This window comes from Flavobacterium turcicum, assembly GCF_011365745.1.
Classification (GTDB): domain Bacteria; phylum Bacteroidota; class Bacteroidia; order Flavobacteriales; family Flavobacteriaceae; genus Flavobacterium; species Flavobacterium turcicum.
In genome coordinates, this window is record NZ_JAAOBY010000005.1 from 251,472 (window position 1) to 272,205 (window position 20,734).

General features: G+C 36.1%; 19 protein-coding genes. 12 read left to right on the forward strand and 7 right to left on the reverse strand.

Annotated elements, in window-relative coordinates; translation table 11 throughout:
- Positions 1–192 precede the first annotated feature (192 nt).
- The 9 genes from G9Q29_RS10575 (at position 193) to G9Q29_RS10615 (ending at position 8,745) form a co-directional block, all read left to right on the forward strand.
- On the forward strand, positions 193–1,419 hold the full coding sequence (locus G9Q29_RS10575; protein WP_166136865.1) for a hypothetical protein: 1,227 nt from the start codon (positions 193–195) through the stop codon (positions 1,417–1,419).
- A gap of 63 nt (positions 1,420–1,482) precedes the next feature.
- Complete coding sequence (locus G9Q29_RS10580) at positions 1,483–1,977, forward strand: hypothetical protein (RefSeq protein ID WP_166136868.1); 495 nt, start codon at positions 1,483–1,485, stop codon at positions 1,975–1,977.
- A gap of 67 nt (positions 1,978–2,044) precedes the next feature.
- Positions 2,045–2,704 carry a CsgE family curli-type amyloid fiber assembly protein gene (locus G9Q29_RS14945; RefSeq protein WP_317164739.1) on the forward strand — a complete coding sequence of 220 codons (660 nt, stop codon included), beginning with the start codon at positions 2,045–2,047 and terminating at the stop codon, positions 2,702–2,704.
- 10 nt (positions 2,705–2,714) lie between these two features.
- Complete coding sequence (locus G9Q29_RS10590) at positions 2,715–3,116, forward strand: curli production assembly/transport component CsgF (RefSeq protein WP_166136871.1); 402 nt, start codon at positions 2,715–2,717, stop codon at positions 3,114–3,116.
- Between the two features lies 1 nt (position 3,117).
- Entirely contained in the window at positions 3,118–4,515 is a 1,398-nt protein-coding gene (locus tag G9Q29_RS10595) for a CsgG/HfaB family protein (protein ID WP_166136875.1), read from the forward strand.
- The gene (locus tag G9Q29_RS10600) at positions 4,512–6,050 is read left to right on the forward strand and encodes a carboxypeptidase regulatory-like domain-containing protein (protein WP_166136878.1); all 1,539 of its coding nucleotides are present in this window, start codon (positions 4,512–4,514) and stop codon (positions 6,048–6,050) included. Before G9Q29_RS10595 ends, G9Q29_RS10600 begins: the two co-directional genes overlap by 4 nt.
- Before the next feature lie 158 nt (positions 6,051–6,208).
- Positions 6,209–7,051, forward strand: coding sequence for an OmpA family protein (locus tag G9Q29_RS10605; protein ID WP_166136911.1), 843 nt, complete (start codon positions 6,209–6,211; stop codon positions 7,049–7,051).
- A 98-nt stretch (positions 7,052–7,149) separates the two neighbouring features.
- Positions 7,150–8,328, forward strand: a complete 1,179-nt coding sequence (locus G9Q29_RS10610) for an AIR synthase related protein (RefSeq protein ID WP_166136914.1) — start codon at positions 7,150–7,152, stop codon at positions 8,326–8,328.
- 60 nt (positions 8,329–8,388) lie between these two features.
- Positions 8,389–8,745 carry a hypothetical protein gene (locus tag G9Q29_RS10615; protein ID WP_166136917.1) on the forward strand — a complete coding sequence of 119 codons (357 nt, stop codon included), beginning with the start codon at positions 8,389–8,391 and terminating at the stop codon, positions 8,743–8,745.
- Positions 8,746–9,161: 416 nt separating this feature from the next.
- Here G9Q29_RS10615 and G9Q29_RS10620 read toward each other — a convergent pair whose 3' ends face one another.
- The 4 genes from G9Q29_RS10620 to G9Q29_RS10635 form a co-directional block, all read right to left on the reverse strand.
- Positions 9,162–11,990 (reverse strand): M16 family metallopeptidase, encoded by a 2,829-nt coding sequence (locus G9Q29_RS10620; RefSeq protein ID WP_166136920.1) that lies wholly within the window; start codon positions 11,988–11,990, stop codon positions 9,162–9,164.
- A gap of 93 nt (positions 11,991–12,083) precedes the next feature.
- A complete protein-coding gene (locus G9Q29_RS10625; RefSeq protein ID WP_166136923.1) occupies positions 12,084–12,560 on the reverse strand; it encodes a DinB family protein in 477 nt (158 codons plus the stop codon).
- Positions 12,561–12,605: 45 nt separating this feature from the next.
- Complete coding sequence (locus tag G9Q29_RS10630) at positions 12,606–13,175, reverse strand: hypothetical protein (RefSeq protein WP_166136926.1); 570 nt, start codon at positions 13,173–13,175, stop codon at positions 12,606–12,608.
- 70 nt (positions 13,176–13,245) lie between these two features.
- The gene (locus tag G9Q29_RS10635; RefSeq protein ID WP_166136929.1) at positions 13,246–14,160 is read right to left on the reverse strand and encodes an ABC transporter substrate-binding protein; all 915 of its coding nucleotides are present in this window, start codon (positions 14,158–14,160) and stop codon (positions 13,246–13,248) included.
- Positions 14,161–14,435: 275 nt separating this feature from the next.
- Between G9Q29_RS10635 and G9Q29_RS10640 the strand changes: the two genes are divergently transcribed.
- From G9Q29_RS10640 to G9Q29_RS10650, 3 genes are all read left to right on the forward strand, one after another.
- Entirely contained in the window at positions 14,436–15,764 is a 1,329-nt protein-coding gene (locus tag G9Q29_RS10640; protein ID WP_166136932.1) for an ATP-binding protein, read from the forward strand.
- A gap of 5 nt (positions 15,765–15,769) precedes the next feature.
- Positions 15,770–17,008, forward strand: coding sequence for a tetratricopeptide repeat protein (locus tag G9Q29_RS10645; RefSeq protein WP_166136935.1), 1,239 nt, complete (start codon positions 15,770–15,772; stop codon positions 17,006–17,008).
- A 126-nt stretch (positions 17,009–17,134) separates the two neighbouring features.
- On the forward strand, positions 17,135–17,575 hold the full coding sequence (locus G9Q29_RS10650; RefSeq protein WP_166136938.1) for a hypothetical protein: 441 nt from the start codon (positions 17,135–17,137) through the stop codon (positions 17,573–17,575).
- 78 nt (positions 17,576–17,653) lie between these two features.
- On the opposite strand, the gene G9Q29_RS10655 is transcribed toward G9Q29_RS10650, so the two are convergent.
- The 3 genes from G9Q29_RS10655 to gldI are packed head-to-tail and all read right to left on the reverse strand — an operon-like array spanning position 17,654 to position 20,733.
- Positions 17,654–18,904, reverse strand: coding sequence for a peptidylprolyl isomerase (locus G9Q29_RS10655; RefSeq protein ID WP_166136941.1), 1,251 nt, complete (start codon positions 18,902–18,904; stop codon positions 17,654–17,656).
- A 23-nt stretch (positions 18,905–18,927) separates the two neighbouring features.
- Complete coding sequence (locus G9Q29_RS10660; RefSeq protein ID WP_166136944.1) at positions 18,928–20,052, reverse strand: peptidylprolyl isomerase; 1,125 nt, start codon at positions 20,050–20,052, stop codon at positions 18,928–18,930.
- A gap of 15 nt (positions 20,053–20,067) precedes the next feature.
- The gene (gene gldI / locus G9Q29_RS10665) at positions 20,068–20,733 is read right to left on the reverse strand and encodes a gliding motility-associated peptidyl-prolyl isomerase GldI (RefSeq protein ID WP_166136947.1); all 666 of its coding nucleotides are present in this window, start codon (positions 20,731–20,733) and stop codon (positions 20,068–20,070) included.
- Between the last annotated feature and the right edge of the window lies 1 nt (position 20,734).

Below are 20,734 nucleotides of genomic sequence, written 5' to 3' on the forward strand. Positions count from 1 at the left end.
GAATAATAGATTACTAAATTGAAAAACAGGTATTTATACGTGCTTTTTTTGATTCGTCTTTTCTACCTTTGAAATGTTGAAAACAAAAAAAGATTTAATTTTTTTGTTGTGAAATATGAAGAAGGATTCCCCAAATCACTTTTTTAAACCTACATAATAACTTGTATTAACAACCAATTAAATATATTTATTATGAAAAAAGTAGTTTTAAGCATCTCCGCGATGCTAGTGTCAGCGATTGGATTTTCGCAATCCAATTCAAGTACTGTTAGTTCTGTTGGAACAGGCAACAATGCAGCTGTAAACCAAAGTGGGAATCAAAATGATTCCAAAGTTAATCAGTTAGGTTCTAATTTCATTGATGGAGGGCATAATAACAATGCTCAAGTAATGCAAAATGGAAAGAAAAACAAATCTGATGTTAAACAAGCAGGGGATCGAAATTTAGGATCAGTTTTTCAATTGGGAGACAAGAACAAAGCAAAAATCGATCAAGGAGTTGGAAATGCAGAAGACAATGTGGCAACTACGTCTCAAGTAGGAGACATGAATGTTTCTAGTCAAACACAAAGATTTGACAACAATACTGCTACTGTAACACAATTGGGTAATGGTAATAAAGCGACACAAGATCAAAATTCAGGTCCAAATCAATCTCCAGGAAATACTGCAACTGCTACCCAAACTGGCGATGATAATACTTCATGGCAAAAACAAGATGGAAGTAGTAACAACGCTACTGTAAATCAAATGGGAACGAATCATGATGCAGTTCAAGATCAGATGGGTTTAAATAATGTTGCTTTGTCAAATCAAAGTGGTGATAATAACACATCAAATCAATTACAAGTAGGTACTGGTAATGACGCTTATGTATCTCAATCAAATCTTAATAATCTTGCAGCTCAAGCACAAGTTGGAGATAGTAATAAAGCTATAATTTGGCAAGATGAACCAGGATCACTAGGCAGTGATCAAGCATATCAAGCACAACAAGGGAATGGAAATTATGCTGCCATAGATCAAGGTACTACTGGAAACGATTTGCCTGCTGCAGCTGATTTTGGAACAATTAACATTTCTGCTGTAGGTGGTGTTACAGTTCCTGCAGCGCCACACGGATCAAACTTAGCGGCTCAATTGCAATTAGGAAATGATAACAAAGCCTATGCAAGTCAAGGTGGTCAATTAAATGAATCTTATAGCTGGCAAGAAGGTAATGCCAACGATACCAAAAGTTTTCAATATGGTAAAAGTAATTTATCTTTAACAGGACAATTTGGTGATGGTAATTTCTCAAGAACGTTACAAATTGGAACTGGAAATATTTCTGGAACTGGTCAAAGCGGGACAGGACATATTAGCGCTACTTTTCAAAATGGAACTTCAAATACTGCTTTAGTATTGCAGTCTAACTAAAAATAATCTTAACTGGATGGATTGTTTAGTGCAATTCATCCAGTTTTTTTAAATTTTCTCAAAATGAAAAAATTTATTGTACTTACCGGATTATTTTTTCTTTTTCAGTTTAATAGTTATGCTCAATCACAGTTTGCATTAGCTGAGAATTATACCAGAGCTGAAACAAAATTAATATTGTCAAATCAATATGAAAAACAGAATGGCAGTATTGGTAATAATAATGGAGTGTATATACAGCAAATTGGGAATTTTAATTCAGTAAACACCAATATAAAAGCAAATCTAACTGAAGTTAACTTTAATCAATTTGGCGATGGTAATAGTATTGCCGTCTCAAAAGAAGCTATTTCGGTACAACAAAGAATAGTACAAGAAGGTTATAATAACACCATTTTTGATTTGGGTGGTTATTCTAATAATGCTGTTTCCATGGATTTTATTCAAAAAGGGAACAATCAAAGTATTCATTCTTTTGGAACAAATTCAATTTCAAAAGACATGAAAATATCGCAAAGTGGTAATGGTTCAACAGTTATAGTAGTCAATTTAAAATAGTGCGATGTTTAAACTTAACTTTTTTTTATTCTTTTTTATTTTTCTCAACGCAAGCTACAGTCAAGTAGTGCAAGATGAGATTAAAGCTAAAATTGAAACTAAATATGTTGAAGGAAATACTATTCTGACTGGAACTGCTGAAAATAATTCGGATGTTTTAAAAAGCGCGAGCTATAAGCTAACTGTTATAAAAAAAAATAATATCAGTAATAATCAAACAAATAATGCTCAGGAAGGTATGGTTACTTTGAATCCAGGTGAGTTTAAAAAACTATCTTCTACTCAAATAAACATCGAGAGTGGTGATGAAATAATTGTTATGTTGGTTTTTTTTGATGAAAAAAAACAAATTATTAGTAAGGATAGAGTAGTACTTGGTGAGCAAAAAAAAAAAGATGAAATAAAAATACCTATTGATGGTTTTGAGTTGCGTGGGGTTGTACTCAACGAAACTAAGACACGAATTGGACAAGATTTTTATGATCGATATTATTACAAGTATAATGAAATTGGAGTAAATGCTAAGAAAATTGTAGTTATAAGTGAAGAATTCACTTTTGCAAGAAATACAAAAATTTTGATAAGTATAGACAATTCAGTAGTGTATGAGTTTCTAGCTCGTCCAGATGATGAATATTTAGAATCGGTTGCACAAGAATCGGTTGAGGGAACTTATCATTTTTTTAAAGAACTAGAAAAACAAAGCAAATATTTCATTCAATATTAATTTTATAACCATGAAACCAATTTTTCTACTTTTTATTGGCTTATTCAGCACTTCTTTTTATGCACAAAGTTTGGTCTATAAACCGAGAAACCCCGCATTTGGCGGTGATACCTTTAACTATCAGTGGTTAATGAGCTCTGCTGAAAATCAAAATAAATTTAAAGATAAATCTCAAGAAAGAGTTGAAAAAACGGAACTTGAGAGGTTTACCGAGAGTTTAAATTCTCAATTGTTAAATCAAATTACAAGATCTCTTTTTACTCAACAATTTGGTACTTCGGGTCTTACCGAAGGTTCTTACACCTTCGGAAGTTTATCTGTAGATATTTATCCTTCAGAAGGTGGACTTAATGTAACTATTTTGGATACTAATACAGGGGAGCAAACTACTGTTTTAATACCAAAAAAATAGAATGAAAAGTAAAAAATATTTAGTAATGACTTTTGTCATTATGCTAACGAGTTGTGGGGCTTATTTTAATCAACCCACTGGAGTGCAAAAAGCCGTAATAGGAGAGAGCACGCCAGCCACTTCATTATTGAAAAATCTACCCAAACCTCAAGAACCAGTGGTTGTTGGGATATACAAATTTAGAGATCAAACCGGACAATACAAAGAAGCAGAAACTGGAACTACATTTAGTACCGCAGTTACTCAAGGTGCAACCTCAATATTGATTAAGGCATTAGAGGATTCGAAATGGTTTGTTCCAATTGAAAGAGAAAATATTGGGAATTTATTGCAAGAGCGAAATCTTATTCGTTCAACACGTCAGGAATATTCTAAAAGTACTAATCCAAATGAAGTTCAAATTACACCTTTGTTATATGCAGGTGTATTATTAGAAGGCGGAATAATTTCGTATGATTCTAATATTTTAACAGGAGGTTTTGGGGCACGTTACTTTGGCGCTGGAGGTTCTGTTAAGTACAGACAAGACCGTGTGAGTATCTATTTAAGGATGATCTCTACAGCTAATGGTAAAATCTTAAAGTCGGTTTACGTTTCAAAGACCATTCTTTCACAAGCAATTGATCAAAGCTTGTTTCGTTATGTTAATTTTAAAAGATTATTAGAGGTTGAAACAGGTTTTACTACTAATGAGCCAGTACATATGGCTGTTACAGAAGCTATTGAAAAAGCTGTTCAATCATTAGTTTTAGAAGGTTTAAAAGAGGGAATTTGGAAATCATCGGAATCCAAAGAAATAGTGGATAATTATATTGCAAATTATTCTGATGAGAAAGAGGAAGCAGAAGTAACTTTTTTGCATGGAAGAGATAAAACCGAAAAAAGAGGACGTTTTGGTCTTGAAGCAGCTGCAGGAGTAACTTTGATGGATGGAGATTATTATAATCCCACATTTCGACCAATGGGTAGAGCAGGATTCAAATATTTTTTCACACCAAGCTTTAATTTAAGTACATCGGTGTCAATTTTCAAATTGGCCAACAAAGGTTTACTTGATGTAGGCTATGGTACTTTTGATTGTAATGCAGAGCTAATTCTTTTACCTAAAGATAAAGTTACTCCTTTTTTATATGGTGGTTTTGGTGTTGGAGCCAATAAGGTTTTTGAAAATGTGCATGCAAAGGTACAATATGGAGCAGGACTAGAATATCTGGTTAGTAACACGGTTGGTATTAAGGTTTTTGCAGAACAAAACGTCAATTTTAGTGATACAATTGATTATTTGGAAAGAGGAGTTCGTGATGATTACTATTTCCGTTTCGGCTTAGGACTCAATTATTATTTTCCAAACAAAAAAGTAAACCCAAAATCTGGTGGGATTTCAAACATAAAAAAATGATGAAAAAAGGATATATCTTCAGTTCTGCAAATGGAAAGACTGAAAAGTTGATTTTTAAAATAGTCTTCGCGGCTTTTCTTTTATTGTTTGTTTCTTGTGCCGAAGAAAAATTTGCAGGCGAAGAGTTCGGTACAATTGAAGGTAAGGTGGTAAGTGCTGTTGATTTCAAGCCACTTGCTAATGTAAAGGTGTTTTCTAATCCTAGTAGTAGTATCGTGTTTACAGATGATCAAGGTAAGTTTGTGATAAATGATGTAAAAGTTGGCGATTATTCTTTTGAGGCACAAAAAGACGGGTATATTGCTAAATTTGAGGGAGCCACTGTCAATGCGAATAAAGCAACAAATTTAGTTTTTGAACTGAAATTATCAACGTCAAATAATAAACCACCCACAACCCCAAGTTTGGTTTCGCCTGCAGACAATGCTACAAATCAAGCTATAGAATTGAATTTATCTTGGACTGCTACAGATGTTGAAAAAGACAGTTTAAAGTTTGAAATTACTTTAAGGAAAGAAAACAGTACAGAGGTAGTTACTTATCAAAATGGGAGTAAGAATAGTTTGTTACTTAAAAACCTTTCCTACAGTACTAAATATTACTGGCAAGTTTCGGTGAGCGATGGAATTAATCCAGCAGTTTTAAGTCCAATCAGAGCCTTTACAACTACTGCTTTTCCAAATGCACGCTTCTCATTTGTCAAAAAAGAAAACAATAATTATGTGATTTACTCTGGTGATGATGCTGGTAATCTGGTACAATTAACAAGTCCAGCAGTAAATAGTTGGCGTCCCCGAAAAAATAATCAAAGTAAGAAAATTGCATTTATTAGATCCAATGGTGGGCAAAATCATATTTATACGATGGATTTTGACGGGTCAAATGTTTTAAAAGTGACTAATTCTGTGCCTATTTCGGGATTTAATTCTGATTTCCTCACTTTCTCCTGGAATACTTCGGGCAGCCAAATCATCTATCCTTACTTTGATAAGTTGTATCGCATTAATGCTGACGGAAGCGGTTTAATAAGATTGTATCAAACTCCAAATGGAAAATTTATCTCCGAATGTGATTGGAGTAATGACGGTTCCAAAATTGCTCTAAAAGTAAATGATGCTGGGGGTTATAATGCTGAGGTATATGTTATAAATAATTCTGGAGCTGTTCTAAATCAAGTTGTGTCTGGTTTTGATGGAGCGATTGGAAGTTTGAATTTTTCTATAAATGGGCAACGTTTGCTATTTACACGTGACGTCTCCGGATTTGAAGATGCTACCTACAGACAATTAGATAGCAGGGTTTTTCAAGCGGTGCTAAGTTCAGGTGCAGTTACAGAAATGAGTACTGAAAAACCTTCTGGTACTATAGATATTGATGTAAGATACTCACCAAACGAAGCTGAATATATTATGATGAACACCTCAAATGATGGCCTATCGATAAAAAATATTGTCAAGTTTACCCCAGCGCTAAATAATACGGGTGCTTCACGAACTATATTATTCGGTAATGCAAGTATGCCCGATTGGGAATAGAAATATAAATACTAAACTTCAAAAAAAGCATCCTTTTATAAGAAATGGATGCTTTTTTCGTTCTAGTAGTTAAGTAATGCATTAGGTTTTTTAAAATGATCCGATTTAGTTCACACACGAGGCAGAAGTTTTCGATTTTATTCTAATTGAAATTAAAAATGATGACTAAGTATTTACTCTTTGTTTGCCTACTATGGAGCGGAATAATCTTGTCGCAAGAACAGGCTACTTTTTATTTTGATCTTGATCAAGATTTTCTCAAACGTACATCTGAAGTAAAATTTACACAATGGTTGCAAGACAATCAGCAAATTAAAATTTCTCGCATTGAAGCCTACTGCGATAGTACAGCTAGTTTTTCACATAATAAACGACTCGCATATAAAAGAGCAGAGCACATCAAAAAACGGTTAGAAGAAAATACAATTCTTGTTGATTCTACCTCAATTATTGTTGCATTTGGTGAAGATTTCAAAGGAGCAACACATCATGGCATTCATCGCAAAGTAATTATTTTTTATCAAGAAACAGTTCGGAAGTCTGATTTGATAATTCCGTCATTGGTACAAAATAAAAATCCGGTAAATCCCATAGAAGCGCAAGTAACAGTGACTTCGAAAAACTTAACTACACAACTTCAAGAAGCGAAGGCGGGTGAATTTATAATTTTACAAAATGTAAATTTTAAATTCAACTCTGAGATGATGATTGATCCGGCAACTAAAATTTTAAAAGAATTACTGCGCTTTATGCAACTAGAACCTAATTTAAGGATTGAAATTCAAGGGCATATCTGTTGCAACAGCGATCCAAACGATATTAAATTATCCGCAAGACGTGCCAAAGCGGTTCGGGATTATCTTATTTCGAACGGAATTTCGCAGCAAAGACTCTCGTACAAAGGATTTGGTAGCAATAAACCGCTATTTACACTTCCTGAAAAAAATGAAAAAGAACGCGCTGCCAATCGCAGAGTAGAGATTCTCATTGTCCAAAAATAGTGCAACAAATCCTAAAATGGGTTTCTATATTCCTAAATCAAATTAGTATCTTTGCCCAACAACTAGCTGCCTAAAAGCAGACTTCACAACTAAATTACATGAGTTCAGATACTTCAAAAAGGTATGCACTTCGCGGTGTTTCGGCATCAAAAGAAGATGTGCACAATGCAATCAAAAACATTGACAAAGGTTTGTTTCCGCAGGCATTTTGCAAAATTGTACCCGATTATTTAACTAACGATCCAGATCATTGCTTGATCATGCACGCTGATGGCGCCGGAACAAAATCGTCTTTAGCGTATTTGTATTGGAAAGAAACGGGCGACATCTCGGTTTGGAAAGGCATTGCACAAGATGCTTTAATCATGAATATTGACGACCTACTTTGCGTAGGTGCAACCGATAATATTTTGCTGTCATCAACCATTGGTCGTAACAAAAATTTAATTCCTGCCGAAGTTATTTCAGCAATTATCAATGGTACCGAAGAACTTATTCAAGAGCTCAAAACCTTTGGGGTAACCATTCATTCTACAGGCGGAGAAACTGCCGATGTGGGTGATATTGTGCGTACCATTATTGTCGATTCGACCGTAACAGCCCGCATGAAACGCAAAGATGTTATTGACAACGCCAACATTCAAGCTGGAGATGTAATTGTAGGTATGGCCTCATTTGGTCAGGCTACTTACGAAAAAAGCTATAACGGCGGTATGGGTAGCAACGGACTCACCTCTGCTCGTCATGATGTTTTTGCTAAATATTTGGCAGACAAATATCCAGAAAGTTATGATGCAGCGGTGCCCAATGAACTTATTTATAGTGGACAAGTGCAACTTACGGATGCTGTAGCCAATTCACCTATTGATGCAGGGCAGTTGGTATTATCGCCAACTAGGACCTATGCGCCAATTATCAAGAAAATTTTAGACCAGTATTCATCCAATGAAATTCACGGAGTGGTGCATTGCAGCGGTGGTGCACAAACTAAAATTTTACATTTTGTAGAGAACTTACACATCATCAAAGATAATTTGTTTCCAGTGCCACCTTTGTTTCAATTGATTCAGGAGCAGTCTAAAACCGATTGGAAAGAGATGTACCAAGTGTTCAATTGCGGTCACCGTATGGAATTGTACGTGCCCGAAGCTGTTGCACAAGACATTATTGCCATTGCTCAATCTTTTAATGTTGAGGCGCAAATTGTTGGTAGAGTGGAGGAAGCATCGGCCAAAAAACTCACTATTTCTAGTGAATACGGTACTTTCGAATATTAATAAAAGAGTCAAAAAGCACGCTTAAAGCTGCTTTTTGCGATAAAAAATAAATTGTTACCCATGTACGAACTAGTTTTTTGGAAATACGAGGACGAAGTCTACCTCAATCACCAGCTTGTATACGAGGCGCTGCTGGAGGAACAAACCGTTGAAGGTTTAGAGGAATTGCCAGTGCAAGTGATTTTAAACCGCTTGGCGACTGTTTTTTCTAGTTGGGAAAAAGTAGACGAAAATAGTTGGAAAAACACCAAAGGTAAAGGTGCTTTTCAAGTAAAAACCACACCGCAAAGCATCCAAATTGACTGTTACGGCACCGAGGGTAAAACCATGAATTTACTGGCTGATACACTCGAAGAATTCAAATGCCCGTTGTACGATCCGCAAGTGCCACAGCGCTACGACGAAATGAGCGACTAGTTGTTTTAGGAGCTATTTCCAGCCCTTTCTTACAATCCGCTTTCAAAAAAAATATTTTTCTACATCCTGCAAGGAGCTTCCGTTGGTCGCTCTTTCAGGACTAGAAAAATTTATTTTTTTGTAAAACCGGGATTTTCAGTTCGGTCTGGGCTATTGGCGTTTGTTGCTGTAATGACGTTTAAGGTGTTCAAGTTGACATCGTACTAATCATATCTATTTTAAAAAAAACAGAAGCATTCTATAAGATTGCTTCTGTTTTTTTTGTGCTGAAAATTAACCGCCTTGTTTAGCCGCGATGGAAGCGGCATCCTTGCTGGCAAATCCCGATACTTCGGGATGGCTAGCAAGATATAGCGTACAGCGGGAGTAATTGTGTGCTATGCAATACGCTTGTGCTACTAAAAATGCTAATCGCTTTATTTTGTCGTTGCAGGATTCAATAAAACAGGTTTACCAAAACCAATTTGCTCCAATTTATTCAATTGTGTGGCCGCATCACCTACAATGAGGTAAATCATTTTATTAGCGTTCAAGTACAAGTCTGAGAATTGTTTCAGCTCATCCATGCTAATGTTTTTTACGATGTTTTCTTGTTGTTTGGCGTAATCATCAGCGTAATTGTAATTGCTGATGTCGTACAGCATTTCAAGTTTTGACGACAAGGTTTCAAAAGCTCTTGCGTTACTTTTGATGAGGTATCCTTTGGTAACTTCTAAATCATTTTCATTAAAGTTTTTGCCGTAGTTGCTCACAATATCTTTGATAAGTTGCACGGCCTCAAAGGTTACGTTGGAGCGCACACCACTTGCAATGGTGAACGGACCTTTGCTAGCGCTGCCACTAAACGAGGAGCTGATGCCGTACGTATATCCTTTGCCTTCGCGTAATTCTTGAGTAAGTTGCGATGCAAATCCGCCGCCACCCAAACGGTAATTTAAAATTTGAGCTGGGTAAAAATCAGCGTCAGTGGCCGCTAAAGCAGGATACCCAATTCGAATAACCGATTGTTTTGCACCGGGTACATCGTAAAAATATATTTTCGATGCGGTAATTTCTTTTGGTGTTGCTACAGCAGGAATACTAACATTTTTTGGTTCCCATTTTTTGTTTAAATCAGTAAGTGCAGTTAGCGCATCGTTCGTAGCAATAGCGCCTACAATGTGTAATTGCACCAATGTTGGGGTGCTATTTTGGTAGTAATAATTTTTTACGTCCTCTAGCGTGATACTTTTCACACTACTTTCAGTCCCCACACGATTGTTGGCCAAAACCGAATTGGCGCCATAAATTAATTTTTTGTACTCATTTCTGGCAATGCTGTTTGGGTCGGCTTTTTGTTGTAAAATTTGACTCAAAGTACTTTGTTTGATGAGTTCAAATTCGGCTGCGTCCCACCTTGGTTGCAAAATAATTTCAGAGACCAAGGCCATCGTTGCGTTGTAGTTTTTGGCCAAACTCGTCCCTGAAATTAGTATCGACTCGTCAGTGGCAGTAGCACGAATGGTAGCTCCGAGACTTTCAATAGCATTTTCGAGCTGTTCTGGCGTTTTGTTTTTGGTTCCTTTGGTCATTAAATCGGCTAAAATGCTTGCTACGCCGGTTTTATTTTTAGCTTCTAATAACATTCCGCCTTTTAACTGCAATTGAAATTGAACCAGTGGCACCTCTTCATTGGCGATACCAAAAACTTTCAACCCAGATGATAGTTGGTTTTTCCAAACGCTTGGCAAAATCACATCAGGACTTGCGCCGTAAGGAGGCTCAATGCTACGATCAAATTTTGAAGGTGTTTTTTTATAAGTAGCGGCTATGCTGGCATCAAATGCTTCCTCTTTCCCTTCAATGATTTTTTCTTCGACTACATCTGCCAAAATAGATCCGTCAAGAATCAGGTTTTTTTGTCCTTTTGGAACAAAGCTAGTGGCTACAAAATTTTTGCCTTTGACATATTTTTGGTACACGCGCATCACATCTTCTCGCGTTACGGCTAAAATATTTTTGACATCTTGGTTTATGTATTCTGGCGTTCCTGCAAATATTTCATATTGCGCCAACTGAAAACCTTTTCCTAAAACACTCGATAAAGTAGTGTAAAATGCGGTTTCTTGGCCTGCTTTGATACGGTCTAAGTCTTGTTTTGAAATGCCTTCTGCTTCAAAATTTTTGAAAGCTTCTTCAATTCCTGCATGTACCAAGTTAAGGTTGGTTTGGTCAAAAGCAGTAACGGTTAGCATGTATTGACCTGCTATTTCTGAATTGTATTGAAAAACATCAACGCCATCAGTTAGTTTTTTTTGCTCGACTAACGTTTTGTACAAAGGTGCTTTTTTGCCTTTTGATAAATAACTAGCCAAAACCTCTAATGCGTAACTATCAGGATGGTACTCGTAAACAGAAGGCCAAGTCAAGGTAAGTTGCGGTAGTTTGGCAAAATTATCTTCGTAAAATAGTTTTTTGGTAGTAGCTAGCGTAACGGCTTGTTTTTCCATTTTTGGGATCGCTTCACCGCGCTTGATTTCGCCAAAATATTTTTCGACCCAAATTTTAGTTTGTGCCACATCAAAGTCGCCAGAAATAGTCAACGTTACATTGTTGGGTACATACCAACGGTTGTAAAATGCTTTTACATCCTCAAGTGTGGCGTTTTGCAAATCTTCAAGTGAACCAATAACTTCCCAGCTGTACGGGTGCGATGCTGGATAAAGATTTTTTGATATTACTGAAAAATTGTGTCCGTAAGGTCGGTTGTCATAGCTTTGACGTTTCTCGTTTTTTACAACTTGTTTTTCTTTAGCCAAAACTGGTTCCGTAACGGTATTGATAAAAAAACCGAGTTTATCTGCTTCGGCCCAAATCATTTTTTCGAGAGCATCTTTCGGAACGGTTTGAAAATAATTTGTTCTGTCGCGACTTGTTGAGCCATTAGCGCCTTCGCCACCAATGCGAGCACTCATTTTATCCAATCCTCCTTTTCCTAAATTTTCAGATTCTAAAAAAAGTAAATGTTCAAACAAATGGGCAAATCCGGTACGGCCTGTTTTTTCTCTTGCAGATCCTACGTGACTTGTGAGCGCAACAGCTACAACAGGATCGGAGCGGTCAACATGTAAAATAACCTGTAAGCCGTTAGGAAGTGTAAATTTTTCAAACTCGACTTTAAATTCGGAGGATTTTTGATTTTGAGCAAAACTGCTACCGCTACCAAAGATTAAGCAAGCAGTAAGCAAGAAGTAAAATGATCTCATGGAGTTGATTTTGGTTGTTTTTTGAGTAGTTAAAAGTACGTATAAATCTATAATTTTAAGACAATACTCTGTTGAAAAACTTAATATTTGAAATTATTTAGTTGTTGACGCAACTAATTTTTTAAGTAAAACAATTTGTCCCAAATGGTAATAGCTGTGCTCGATGACTCCTTCAATATTTCTTAGGTAAGTTCCATATTTTGCATCTATAAAATCTTCATCAAATACAGCATCATTAAATTGAGCGACTGCTGCTGCAAAATCCTCGGCATTATTCAAGAACTGAGTGATTCTTTGGTCCCAATCTTCAGCAGAAGTTACTGGCGTATCGTCATAACTAAATTGATCTCTAATGGTCAGTTGGCCCGTATTGAAAGCACTCAACAAACCTTCTAAATAATAATTAATGTGAAAAGTCAGGTTGCCAATTGTATTCAAATTTCCTGTTTTTAAATTGGCTTCTTCCCAGTTTGTTTGTTTCAATTGGTCTTGATAATTGGTGTTGGCAATCCAAGTTCCGTTTAAAAAAACTTCGCGAAGGCGGTTAGAGAGGTATTGGTTCCGTTCCATGTCAAATAAATTTTAAGGATGCTAAAATACAAACAGTGTTTGTCTTTATAAAATTGCCTTTCGCCATTTGTACAAAACCAAACGCCTACGATCGTCAATATCATTTACTCTAATTTCGGTGACATCTTCTATTTTGAATAAAGAAGTTCCCAAATCCTCACCGTTTTTGGCAATGCAACGCAAGATAAAATCTTCTTCAGAATAGGAGTGAACAAAGCCAGTGAAATATTCATTTCCGTTGATTTCGTAACTAGCAATTTGATCTGTTGCTGCAAACAACTGCGAAATGGCTTGGTGCTGCCAATAATCCGATAGTTGTAAATTGAGGTTAAACTGTGAGGGTTGATCTATGATATTGGAATATTCAATCAAACATTCCATTACCTTGGTAAAATCATCGTTAAAGTCGACACTTTTAATATTTCCCACTTTGATAAAAATAATACCATCTGCTTTTCCAAATCTTGTAAAATGACGAAACCCGATATATTCCTCGCTAATTTCAGTGATGTAGCCTACTAGCGAACCTTTGTCGCTGTTGTATTGCCAAATAGAAATTATTTCTTTCGTATCTCTGGATCTTTCGAATATGGATTGCATGATGGTTCCGCTCATATTTTTAGTTTTTATTTGATTGCTATTTTTGTAAAATTTTTGAGTTTGATAGGTGTTTTTCGTTGGCGCATTAGTTATCGCAAAAAGTATTGTTATATAAAGTCTGATTTAAAATTTGCTCTTGTTCTAAACTATGTGTTACTAGCCATTTCAAGAACGATTCTACACGTTCTGGTTTCATCAATCCCATTTTGTTTTCTTCTCCAATATAGGGTATCGTTGCTTCAAGCGCATGCGCAAGGTCAATTGCAGCTTTGTCTTCTGCAGTGACGTATTGACTCAAAATTGCAACTGCTTTTTCTTTATGTTGCGAAGCAAATAAATAACCACGTTGGGTTGCTTTTACAAATGCTTCGCAAAGTTCGGCTTGTTCGTCAATGGTTTTTTGTGTAGTAATTACTACCGGCGAATATCCATACGGAATACCAAAGTCTTTCATAGACCAGCACTGGAGAGCAATGTTTTGGTTCTTTGCCTCAATACCTTCCCAATTGTTGAAAATCCAAGTTGCATCTGCTTGTTTGGCTAATAGGGTATTCCAAATTCCTAATTTCGCGGGATAAGAAATCTCAAAATCACCTGTTCCTCCATCTTTTTTCACGAGTTCTTGCACAATTTTGTCTTCGTATCGGGCTTGGTAGGATGCGTAAATTTTTCCATCTAATTGTCGCGGACTTGTCATTTTAGAACTTGACAAAGAGGCTATGCTGCTTAAATCTTCTTGTAGCAAAGCATAAATAGCGCGAGCCTCCACTTTGTTAGCTTTGTTGTTTAAACTAATAACGGTTTCAAATGGCGCTAGTACAAAAGTGGCGAGCTCCAATTCGAGTTTCTTGCCCGGTGTGAGTTGGTAATTATCGGTTAGCGGACTTACTATTTCTAAATCTATTCCTAATTCGGTGTAATATCCTAATTCTTTTGCGACTAAAATCCCAATGTGGTTTACGTTGGGAGTCCAATCTAAGGCAAGTGAGATTGTTTTCATGAAGGTAAAAATGGTGTCAGTTTATTTTGTTTTCTCTGTAAAATGATAACTTTCAAATATAATAATTTACTTTCAAATAATTGTGGTTGGAGTTTGTTTCATCAATGGTTTTTAGTGGACTTTGAAAAGCTGAAAATTTGAATTTTTTTGATACATTTTATTTTTTTACTGAAAAGCCTGAGGAGAAGATTTAGATTGATTTTTAAAAGTAATTTGTGACAGAATTGAAAAAGAAGTCCTAAATTCGTTATTCAAAATTTAAAATTATACCCGTAATGGATACTATCGATAGCTTAGAAGAAGCCTTGCAGTTTTCACCCAATAATATTCCCTTGAGGTTGTTGCTTGCCAACACTTTAGCAAAAAAAATACGTTTTCCAGAGGCGGAGGCTCATTATTTGGCCATCTTAAACTTAGATTCCAATCACATTGAGGCCAAATTAGGTTTGTCGTCTGTCTATTTTCAGCAAGCAGCTTACTCCAAAAGTATCGTTATTTTAGAAGACGTTTTGCGTATGCAGCCTTCAAATGTGAGTGCATTGCTTTTGTACACACGCGTGTTGGTTCAAGAAAACTCGATTGCAGAAGCTATTGAAAGCTATCAAAAGATACTAGCGATACAACCTCAATTTCAAGATGAAGAGTTAGATGCTATTTTAAAAAGGAGTACTTTAACTGAGGCAAAACCATTCGGTACCAATGATGAAGATGCTAATGAAGCGGTCGAAAAAGCTTTTATAACGACCAAACCTTCTATCAATTTTGAACATGTGGGCGGTATGGAAGAGGTGAAAAAAGAAATCGAAATGAAAATTATCCATCCTTTGAATTTTGCTGATTTGTACAAATCGTATGGTAAAAAAACGGGTGGAGGTATTTTATTATACGGTCCTCCGGGTTGCGGAAAAACTTTTATTGCTAAAGCTACAGCTGGTCAAATTAATGCCAATTTTATTACGGTTGGGTTGAATGATATTTTGGATATGTGGGTGGGCAATAGTGAGAAAAATTTGCATGAAGTTTTTGAATATGCCCGTCGAAACACGCCTTGTGTTTTATTTTTTGATGAGATTGATGCTCTTGGCGCCAGCCGAAATGATATGAAACATTCCAGTAGCAAAGTATTGATTAATCAGTTTTTGCAAGAGTTAGATGGGGTTGATACCTCAAATGATGGCGTGCTAATTTTGGGAGCAACCAACGCGCCTTGGCATTTGGATAATGCATTCAGACGTCCAGGCCGATTTGATCGTATTATTTTTGTGCCACCACCAGATGATGCTGCCAAAGAATCAATTTTGGAAATTAAATTGAAAGACAAACCACTGCAACAAATCGATTACAAAAAAGTAGTGAAGTCGCTCACTGATTTTTCAGGGGCTGACATTGGTGCTGTAATTGATATTGCCATCGAAAAAAAGTTGGAAGTTGCTTTTAAAACTGGAATTCCCGAACCGCTAGGGAATCAGGATTTAATTGAAGCATCAAAAAAACACAAACCGAGTACCAAAGAGTGGTTTCAAACGGCGAAGAATTTTGCTTTGTACGCCAACGAGTCGGGATTATATGATCCTATTTTACAGTTTTTAAAAATAAAAAAATAATACCGATGACGGATGTAATAATGGAAAGAGCCTACGTTCTTTTTCAACAAAAGCGATATGTCGAAGCAGAGAAAAGCATACTTGAAGTTTTGGCAATTGAGCCAGGTAATATACAATGTTTATTGATGTTGGCCGAAATTAAAATTGATAGTGATCGCATTGAAGAAGCGCTTTCAATAGTAAATGATGCCATTGGTTTGGATCCTGATTTTGACCCGTTATACCATACCAAAGCACGCATTTTATTAGAAAAAGGTCAGCCAGATGCTGCGTTGCAAGTATTGAATGAAGCCTTGATTTTAGATCCTTATGAACCGGATTATTACGCGCTTCAAGGTTTTATTTTGAATATAAAAAAAAATTTTACGGCAGCACTAGAAGCGGCATATCAAGCACTCGCAATTGATGCCTCGCATATTTTAGGACTCAATGTTCGCAGCACGGCCTTGCTAAAACTCAACCGAAAAGAAGATTCATTTGCGACTATTGAAGAAGCTTTAGAACAAGATCCAAACAATGCCAATACGCATGCCAATTATGGCTGGGGTTTACTTGAAAAAGGTCAAAATGAAAAGGCTCTGGTTCATTTTAGAGAATCACTTAAAAATAATCCTAACTCCGAGTACGCACAAGCGGGAATGGCAGAGGCGCTTAAAGCCAAATACATTTTATACCGTTGGTTTTTGCGTTATAGTTTTTGGATGCAAAACATGACCTCTAAAAATCAGTGGGTTTTTATCATAGGTTTCTACTTATCTACCAAAGGATTGCGCGCTTTGGCAAATACGAATGAAGTTTTAGATACTTATTTGTCACCAATAATTGTATTGTTAGCCATTTTTGCTTTCTCCACATGGGTAATTGGACCTTTGAGTAATTTGTTATTTCGCTTAAATCCGTATGGCAAGCATTTACTTACTAGCACAGAAATAAAATGTGCCAATTGGGTAGGCGGTAGTTTACTCTTGTTGCTCATTGGTCTAGGAGTATTGTTTGTAAACATGAATTTGGGTACCGTTTTGATCGCATTTGGGTTTTCGATGATGCTGCCGTTGGGCAAGTTGTATGCAAAACCAAGACTGTTTTTTACAAGTTATGCCATTGGTTTAGCCCTTTTAGGATTTGCCTCAATTGCAGTCGTAGTTGCTACAAACGAGCTGTATTCTATTTTTAGTGCTATTTATATCATAGCTTTTATTGCTTTTCAATGGTTGTCAAATTTTTTTATTATAAGAAATAACTAATTTGGTTGGGATAAAATTGGTAAAGTAAATAGTGAAAGTTGCTTAAATCTTTACGAACTTTGCGGTCTTAAATTGGTGATTTTTCTAATGAAGAGATCACTTGATAATTTTAATTAAATTAAAAACATGAAAATAAATCCAAAAATCGGAATTGATAAGCTCATTTTCGGAATGAAACAAACTGATGTGACGTCAGCCTACGGGAAACCGGATCGCAATTACAAAGACGAAGACAATAATGTTATTTTTGCTTATAACAAATTAAAAATGCGTTTGACATTTTACGTTGAAGAGGATTTAAAAATGGGATATATCGTGGCTTCAAGTCCGGAATTGCTTCTTTTTGGAAATAAAATAATCAACAAAAAGATCAGCGATGTAAAAAAAGATCTTACTGCAAAATCAATTACAAAGTTCACTCAGGAAGAATTTGATACTTTTGAAAATTATTTCAATGAAGAAAATTGGATGATTTTTCAGACTGAATTTGATGAAGTGGTTAAGTTTGAAATTGGCGCCATAATCAATCAAAAAGATGAATTTGACTGGAAATTTGGTAAAAAGTAATCTTCTTAAAATAGTTTAGAAAAGAGAAACCCGCTTTAGCAATGTTAAAGCGGGTTTTTTATGATTTTGATTAAAGATTTACTCTTGTTTTTCGCGCATTTCTAATTCAAAGATAAGCATTGTATTTGGCGGAATCACGCCACCTGCGCCACGTTCGCCGTAAGCGAGGTTAGAAGGAATAAAAACAACTGCTTTGTCACCAAAGCCCATATTTTCAAGCCCTTCAATGAAACCAGGAATCATTCCGTCTTTTTTACCAGCCTCGAATGGAAAAGGGCGGTAGCCGTTTTGAGCAGCGCGATTGGCATCGTATTTTCCGAATGTTTTGTTCACTTCTTCCATGCTGCTATCAAATAAATTTCCATCTTCGAAAAAGCCCGCGTAATGAAAGTAAAAGGTTGTTCCAGCTGCTGGTTTTACTCCCGTTCCTTTTTCAGTTATAACATACATCAAGCCAGATGGAGTTGTCGTAGCAGTGGTTTTTAAATTGGCAAAATAGGATTTCTTATTTCCAATTACAGCACCATATTTTTCGTTGTATGCTTTTTTAGATTGTTCTAAAAAGGCCATTTGTTTTGCTTTTGCTTCAGCATTGGCGGCATCTTGCTTTTTTTGGTCTTCCGCTTTATTTTTAAAGTAATCAGAGAAAACTTTTGGTGCGTCGAATTTTTCAGCCAAAGGTCCTTTGCGTGTGATGGTAACTTTTGTGATTACGTCGTTTCCAACAATAGCGTTAACAATTGGCATTCCCTCAGTAACATAGCCAAAAACGGTGTGTTTGCCATCTAACCAAGGCGTATCTTTGTGAGTGATAAAGAATTGACTTCCATTAGTAGCGGGACCAGAGTTAGCCATAGACAATGTTCCTGCTTTATTGTGTTTTAAATCGGTAATTTCATCTTTGAAAGAGTACCCTGGACCACCTGATCCGTTTCCAGATGGGTCTCCACCTTGAATCATAAAATCATTTATAACACGGTGAAATTTTAAACCATCATAAAACGGTTTTCCTTTTAAACTTTCAACGGTAACATAAGGATGCTTTCCTTCAGCAAGTGCAATAAAATTGGCAACAGTAACGGGTGCTTTTTTAAAAGCGAGTTCCAATACAATATCACCTTTGTTAGTTGCAATTGTAGCATAAATAGCATCTGTTATTGCAGGTTTAACGGCTGCTTTTGCAACAGGTTTAGCGGCTACTTTTGGAGTAACTTTTGCTTTTGCGGCAGTAGTGGTTGCAGGTTTTTTGGCAGGAACAGGTTTTTTAACCGATTGTGCTTGAAGGCTTACGATTCCAAAAAGAAATACAAGAAGCAATTTAATTTTCATAGTGTTCATGGTTCGTGTTAATATTATTGTGGCATTTTTTCTAAAAGTTCAATTTCGAAGATGATGTTCGCATTTGGCGGAATAACACCACCAGCGCCAGCAGCTCCATACCCTAAACGAGAAGGGATGAAAATTACCGCTTTATCGCCAAAAGACAATTGTTCAATTCCTTCGATAAAACCAGGTATTAAGCCTTCTTTTTGTCCAGCAGTAAACGGAATTGGTTGGTATCCGTTTTGCGCAGCTCTATTTTCGTCGTATTTTCCAAAAGTTTTAGCTACGTTGTCAATGCTTGTATCAAACAATTCACCATCTTCAAGGAAGCCTGCATAGTGAATAAAAACGCTTGCACCATTCGCAGGTTTTTTACCTCCGCTTTTACGTGTAATGTTATATTTTAGTCCGCTTGGTGTTATGGTTGCTTTGCTTTTTAGTGTTGCAAATTCAGCTAATTTAGCTTCGCGAACAACTTTGTATTTCTCGTTATAAATGCGTTTACTCTCTGCGTCAAGAGCTGCTTTTTTCTTTTGGTTTTCCGATTCTACAGCAAAATAATCTGTAAAAACTTTTACCGCATTGAATTTTTTAGCTTTTTCGCCGTTGCGAATTATAGTAACCGTTTTGATAAAGTCATCTTGCTCAATTGTATTGACTACGTCCATTCCTTTTTCGACGACATGTCCAAAAATCGTGTGTTTGCCATCTAACCAAGGCGTTGCCAAATGGGTGATAAAAAATTGACTGCTGTTAGTTGCAGGACCGTTATTGGCCATGGCTAAAACACCACCTTTGTCAAAACGTAAATCTGAAAATTCATCTTTGAACTTATATCCAGTGTCTCCCGAACCTGTTCCCAACGGATCACCGGTTTGAATCATAAAATCAGCGATTACACGGTGAAATTTCAATCCATCAAAAAAGGGCTTGTTCTTTAAATTTTCATTAGTTACAAAGTCATTTTTTCCTTCGGCAAGAGCCACATAATTGGCTACAGTGATTGGTGCTTTTTCAAAGTCTAATTGAACTATAATTTCGCCTTTGTTGGTTTCAATTTTAGCGTATAATCCGTCTGGTAAATTGTTGTGATCTTCTTTACACGAATATAAACTAGCAATAGCTACTAGGGCAATTAAAATCTTTTTTTTCATTGTTGTAGTTCTGTTTTAATTTAAAGTGTCGGTAGCAAGTTTAGTACCAACTTTGATTTTTTTTGTTTTTTTAGGTTTAATAACAGTGTCAATTTGCGTAGATGATGGGTTTGAAATCGCCATTTTGTACTTGTTTTCAGGCATGAAATCACGTAAAAATACTGAACAAATCAATGGTTGATTAGTTCCAATTTTTTTGTTGTCGCCGCGATATCCGTATGCCATATTTGATGGAAAAAGGAAGTTGACTTTTTCGTTTTTACGCATTAGTTTGATACCATCGCGTAATCCCATCAAGATATTTTGTTTATCGACATAATAGGTTTGAGGAGCCAATTCGCTCTGGCTATAAATTACAGTTCCGGCTAAATCCTTTATTTCGTAATCAAATAAAGCAACATCTCCCTTTATTGGTGTGAGGGTATCAGTTGTATTTCGAGCCTCGTAACTGTACCAATAGCCTTTTTTGGATGCGAGATAAACAATGTTGGGATTGTTTTTGATTACGTTTTGGATTTGCAATTCTTCAGTAGCTACCAATTTTTTGTTCCTCAAAATTGATTTTTTCATAAAACTACCTGAAGAATGCGATATTGGTCTACGTGCATCTTGCGACTGCTTGCAGCTGCTTATGAGCAATAACATAATAATCACGAGTGCAATAGGCTTGCTATTTTTCATA

Coding starts and splice junctions, on each gene's coding strand:
- G9Q29_RS10575 (WP_166136865.1), top strand. CDS start 193: ATGAAAAAAGTAGTTTTAAGCATCTCCGCGATGCTAGTGTCAGCGATT.
- G9Q29_RS10580 (WP_166136868.1), top strand. CDS start 1,483: ATGAAAAAATTTATTGTACTTACCGGATTATTTTTTCTTTTTCAGTTT.
- G9Q29_RS10590 (WP_166136871.1), top strand. CDS start 2,715: ATGAAACCAATTTTTCTACTTTTTATTGGCTTATTCAGCACTTCTTTT.
- G9Q29_RS10595 (WP_166136875.1), top strand. CDS start 3,118: ATGAAAAGTAAAAAATATTTAGTAATGACTTTTGTCATTATGCTAACG.
- G9Q29_RS10600 (WP_166136878.1), top strand. CDS start 4,512: ATGATGAAAAAAGGATATATCTTCAGTTCTGCAAATGGAAAGACTGAA.
- G9Q29_RS10605 (WP_166136911.1), top strand. CDS start 6,209: ATGATGACTAAGTATTTACTCTTTGTTTGCCTACTATGGAGCGGAATA.
- G9Q29_RS10610 (WP_166136914.1), top strand. CDS start 7,150: ATGAGTTCAGATACTTCAAAAAGGTATGCACTTCGCGGTGTTTCGGCA.
- G9Q29_RS10615 (WP_166136917.1), top strand. CDS start 8,389: ATGTACGAACTAGTTTTTTGGAAATACGAGGACGAAGTCTACCTCAAT.
- G9Q29_RS10620 (WP_166136920.1), bottom strand. CDS start 11,990: ATGAGATCATTTTACTTCTTGCTTACTGCTTGCTTAATCTTTGGTAGC.
- G9Q29_RS10625 (WP_166136923.1), bottom strand. CDS start 12,560: ATGGAACGGAACCAATACCTCTCTAACCGCCTTCGCGAAGTTTTTTTA.
- G9Q29_RS10630 (WP_166136926.1), bottom strand. CDS start 13,175: ATGAGCGGAACCATCATGCAATCCATATTCGAAAGATCCAGAGATACG.
- G9Q29_RS10635 (WP_166136929.1), bottom strand. CDS start 14,160: ATGAAAACAATCTCACTTGCCTTAGATTGGACTCCCAACGTAAACCAC.
- G9Q29_RS10640 (WP_166136932.1), top strand. CDS start 14,436: ATGGATACTATCGATAGCTTAGAAGAAGCCTTGCAGTTTTCACCCAAT.
- G9Q29_RS10645 (WP_166136935.1), top strand. CDS start 15,770: ATGACGGATGTAATAATGGAAAGAGCCTACGTTCTTTTTCAACAAAAG.
- G9Q29_RS10650 (WP_166136938.1), top strand. CDS start 17,135: ATGAAAATAAATCCAAAAATCGGAATTGATAAGCTCATTTTCGGAATG.
- G9Q29_RS10655 (WP_166136941.1), bottom strand. CDS start 18,904: ATGAAAATTAAATTGCTTCTTGTATTTCTTTTTGGAATCGTAAGCCTT.
- G9Q29_RS10660 (WP_166136944.1), bottom strand. CDS start 20,052: ATGAAAAAAAAGATTTTAATTGCCCTAGTAGCTATTGCTAGTTTATAT.
- gldI (WP_166136947.1), bottom strand. CDS start 20,733: ATGAAAAATAGCAAGCCTATTGCACTCGTGATTATTATGTTATTGCTC.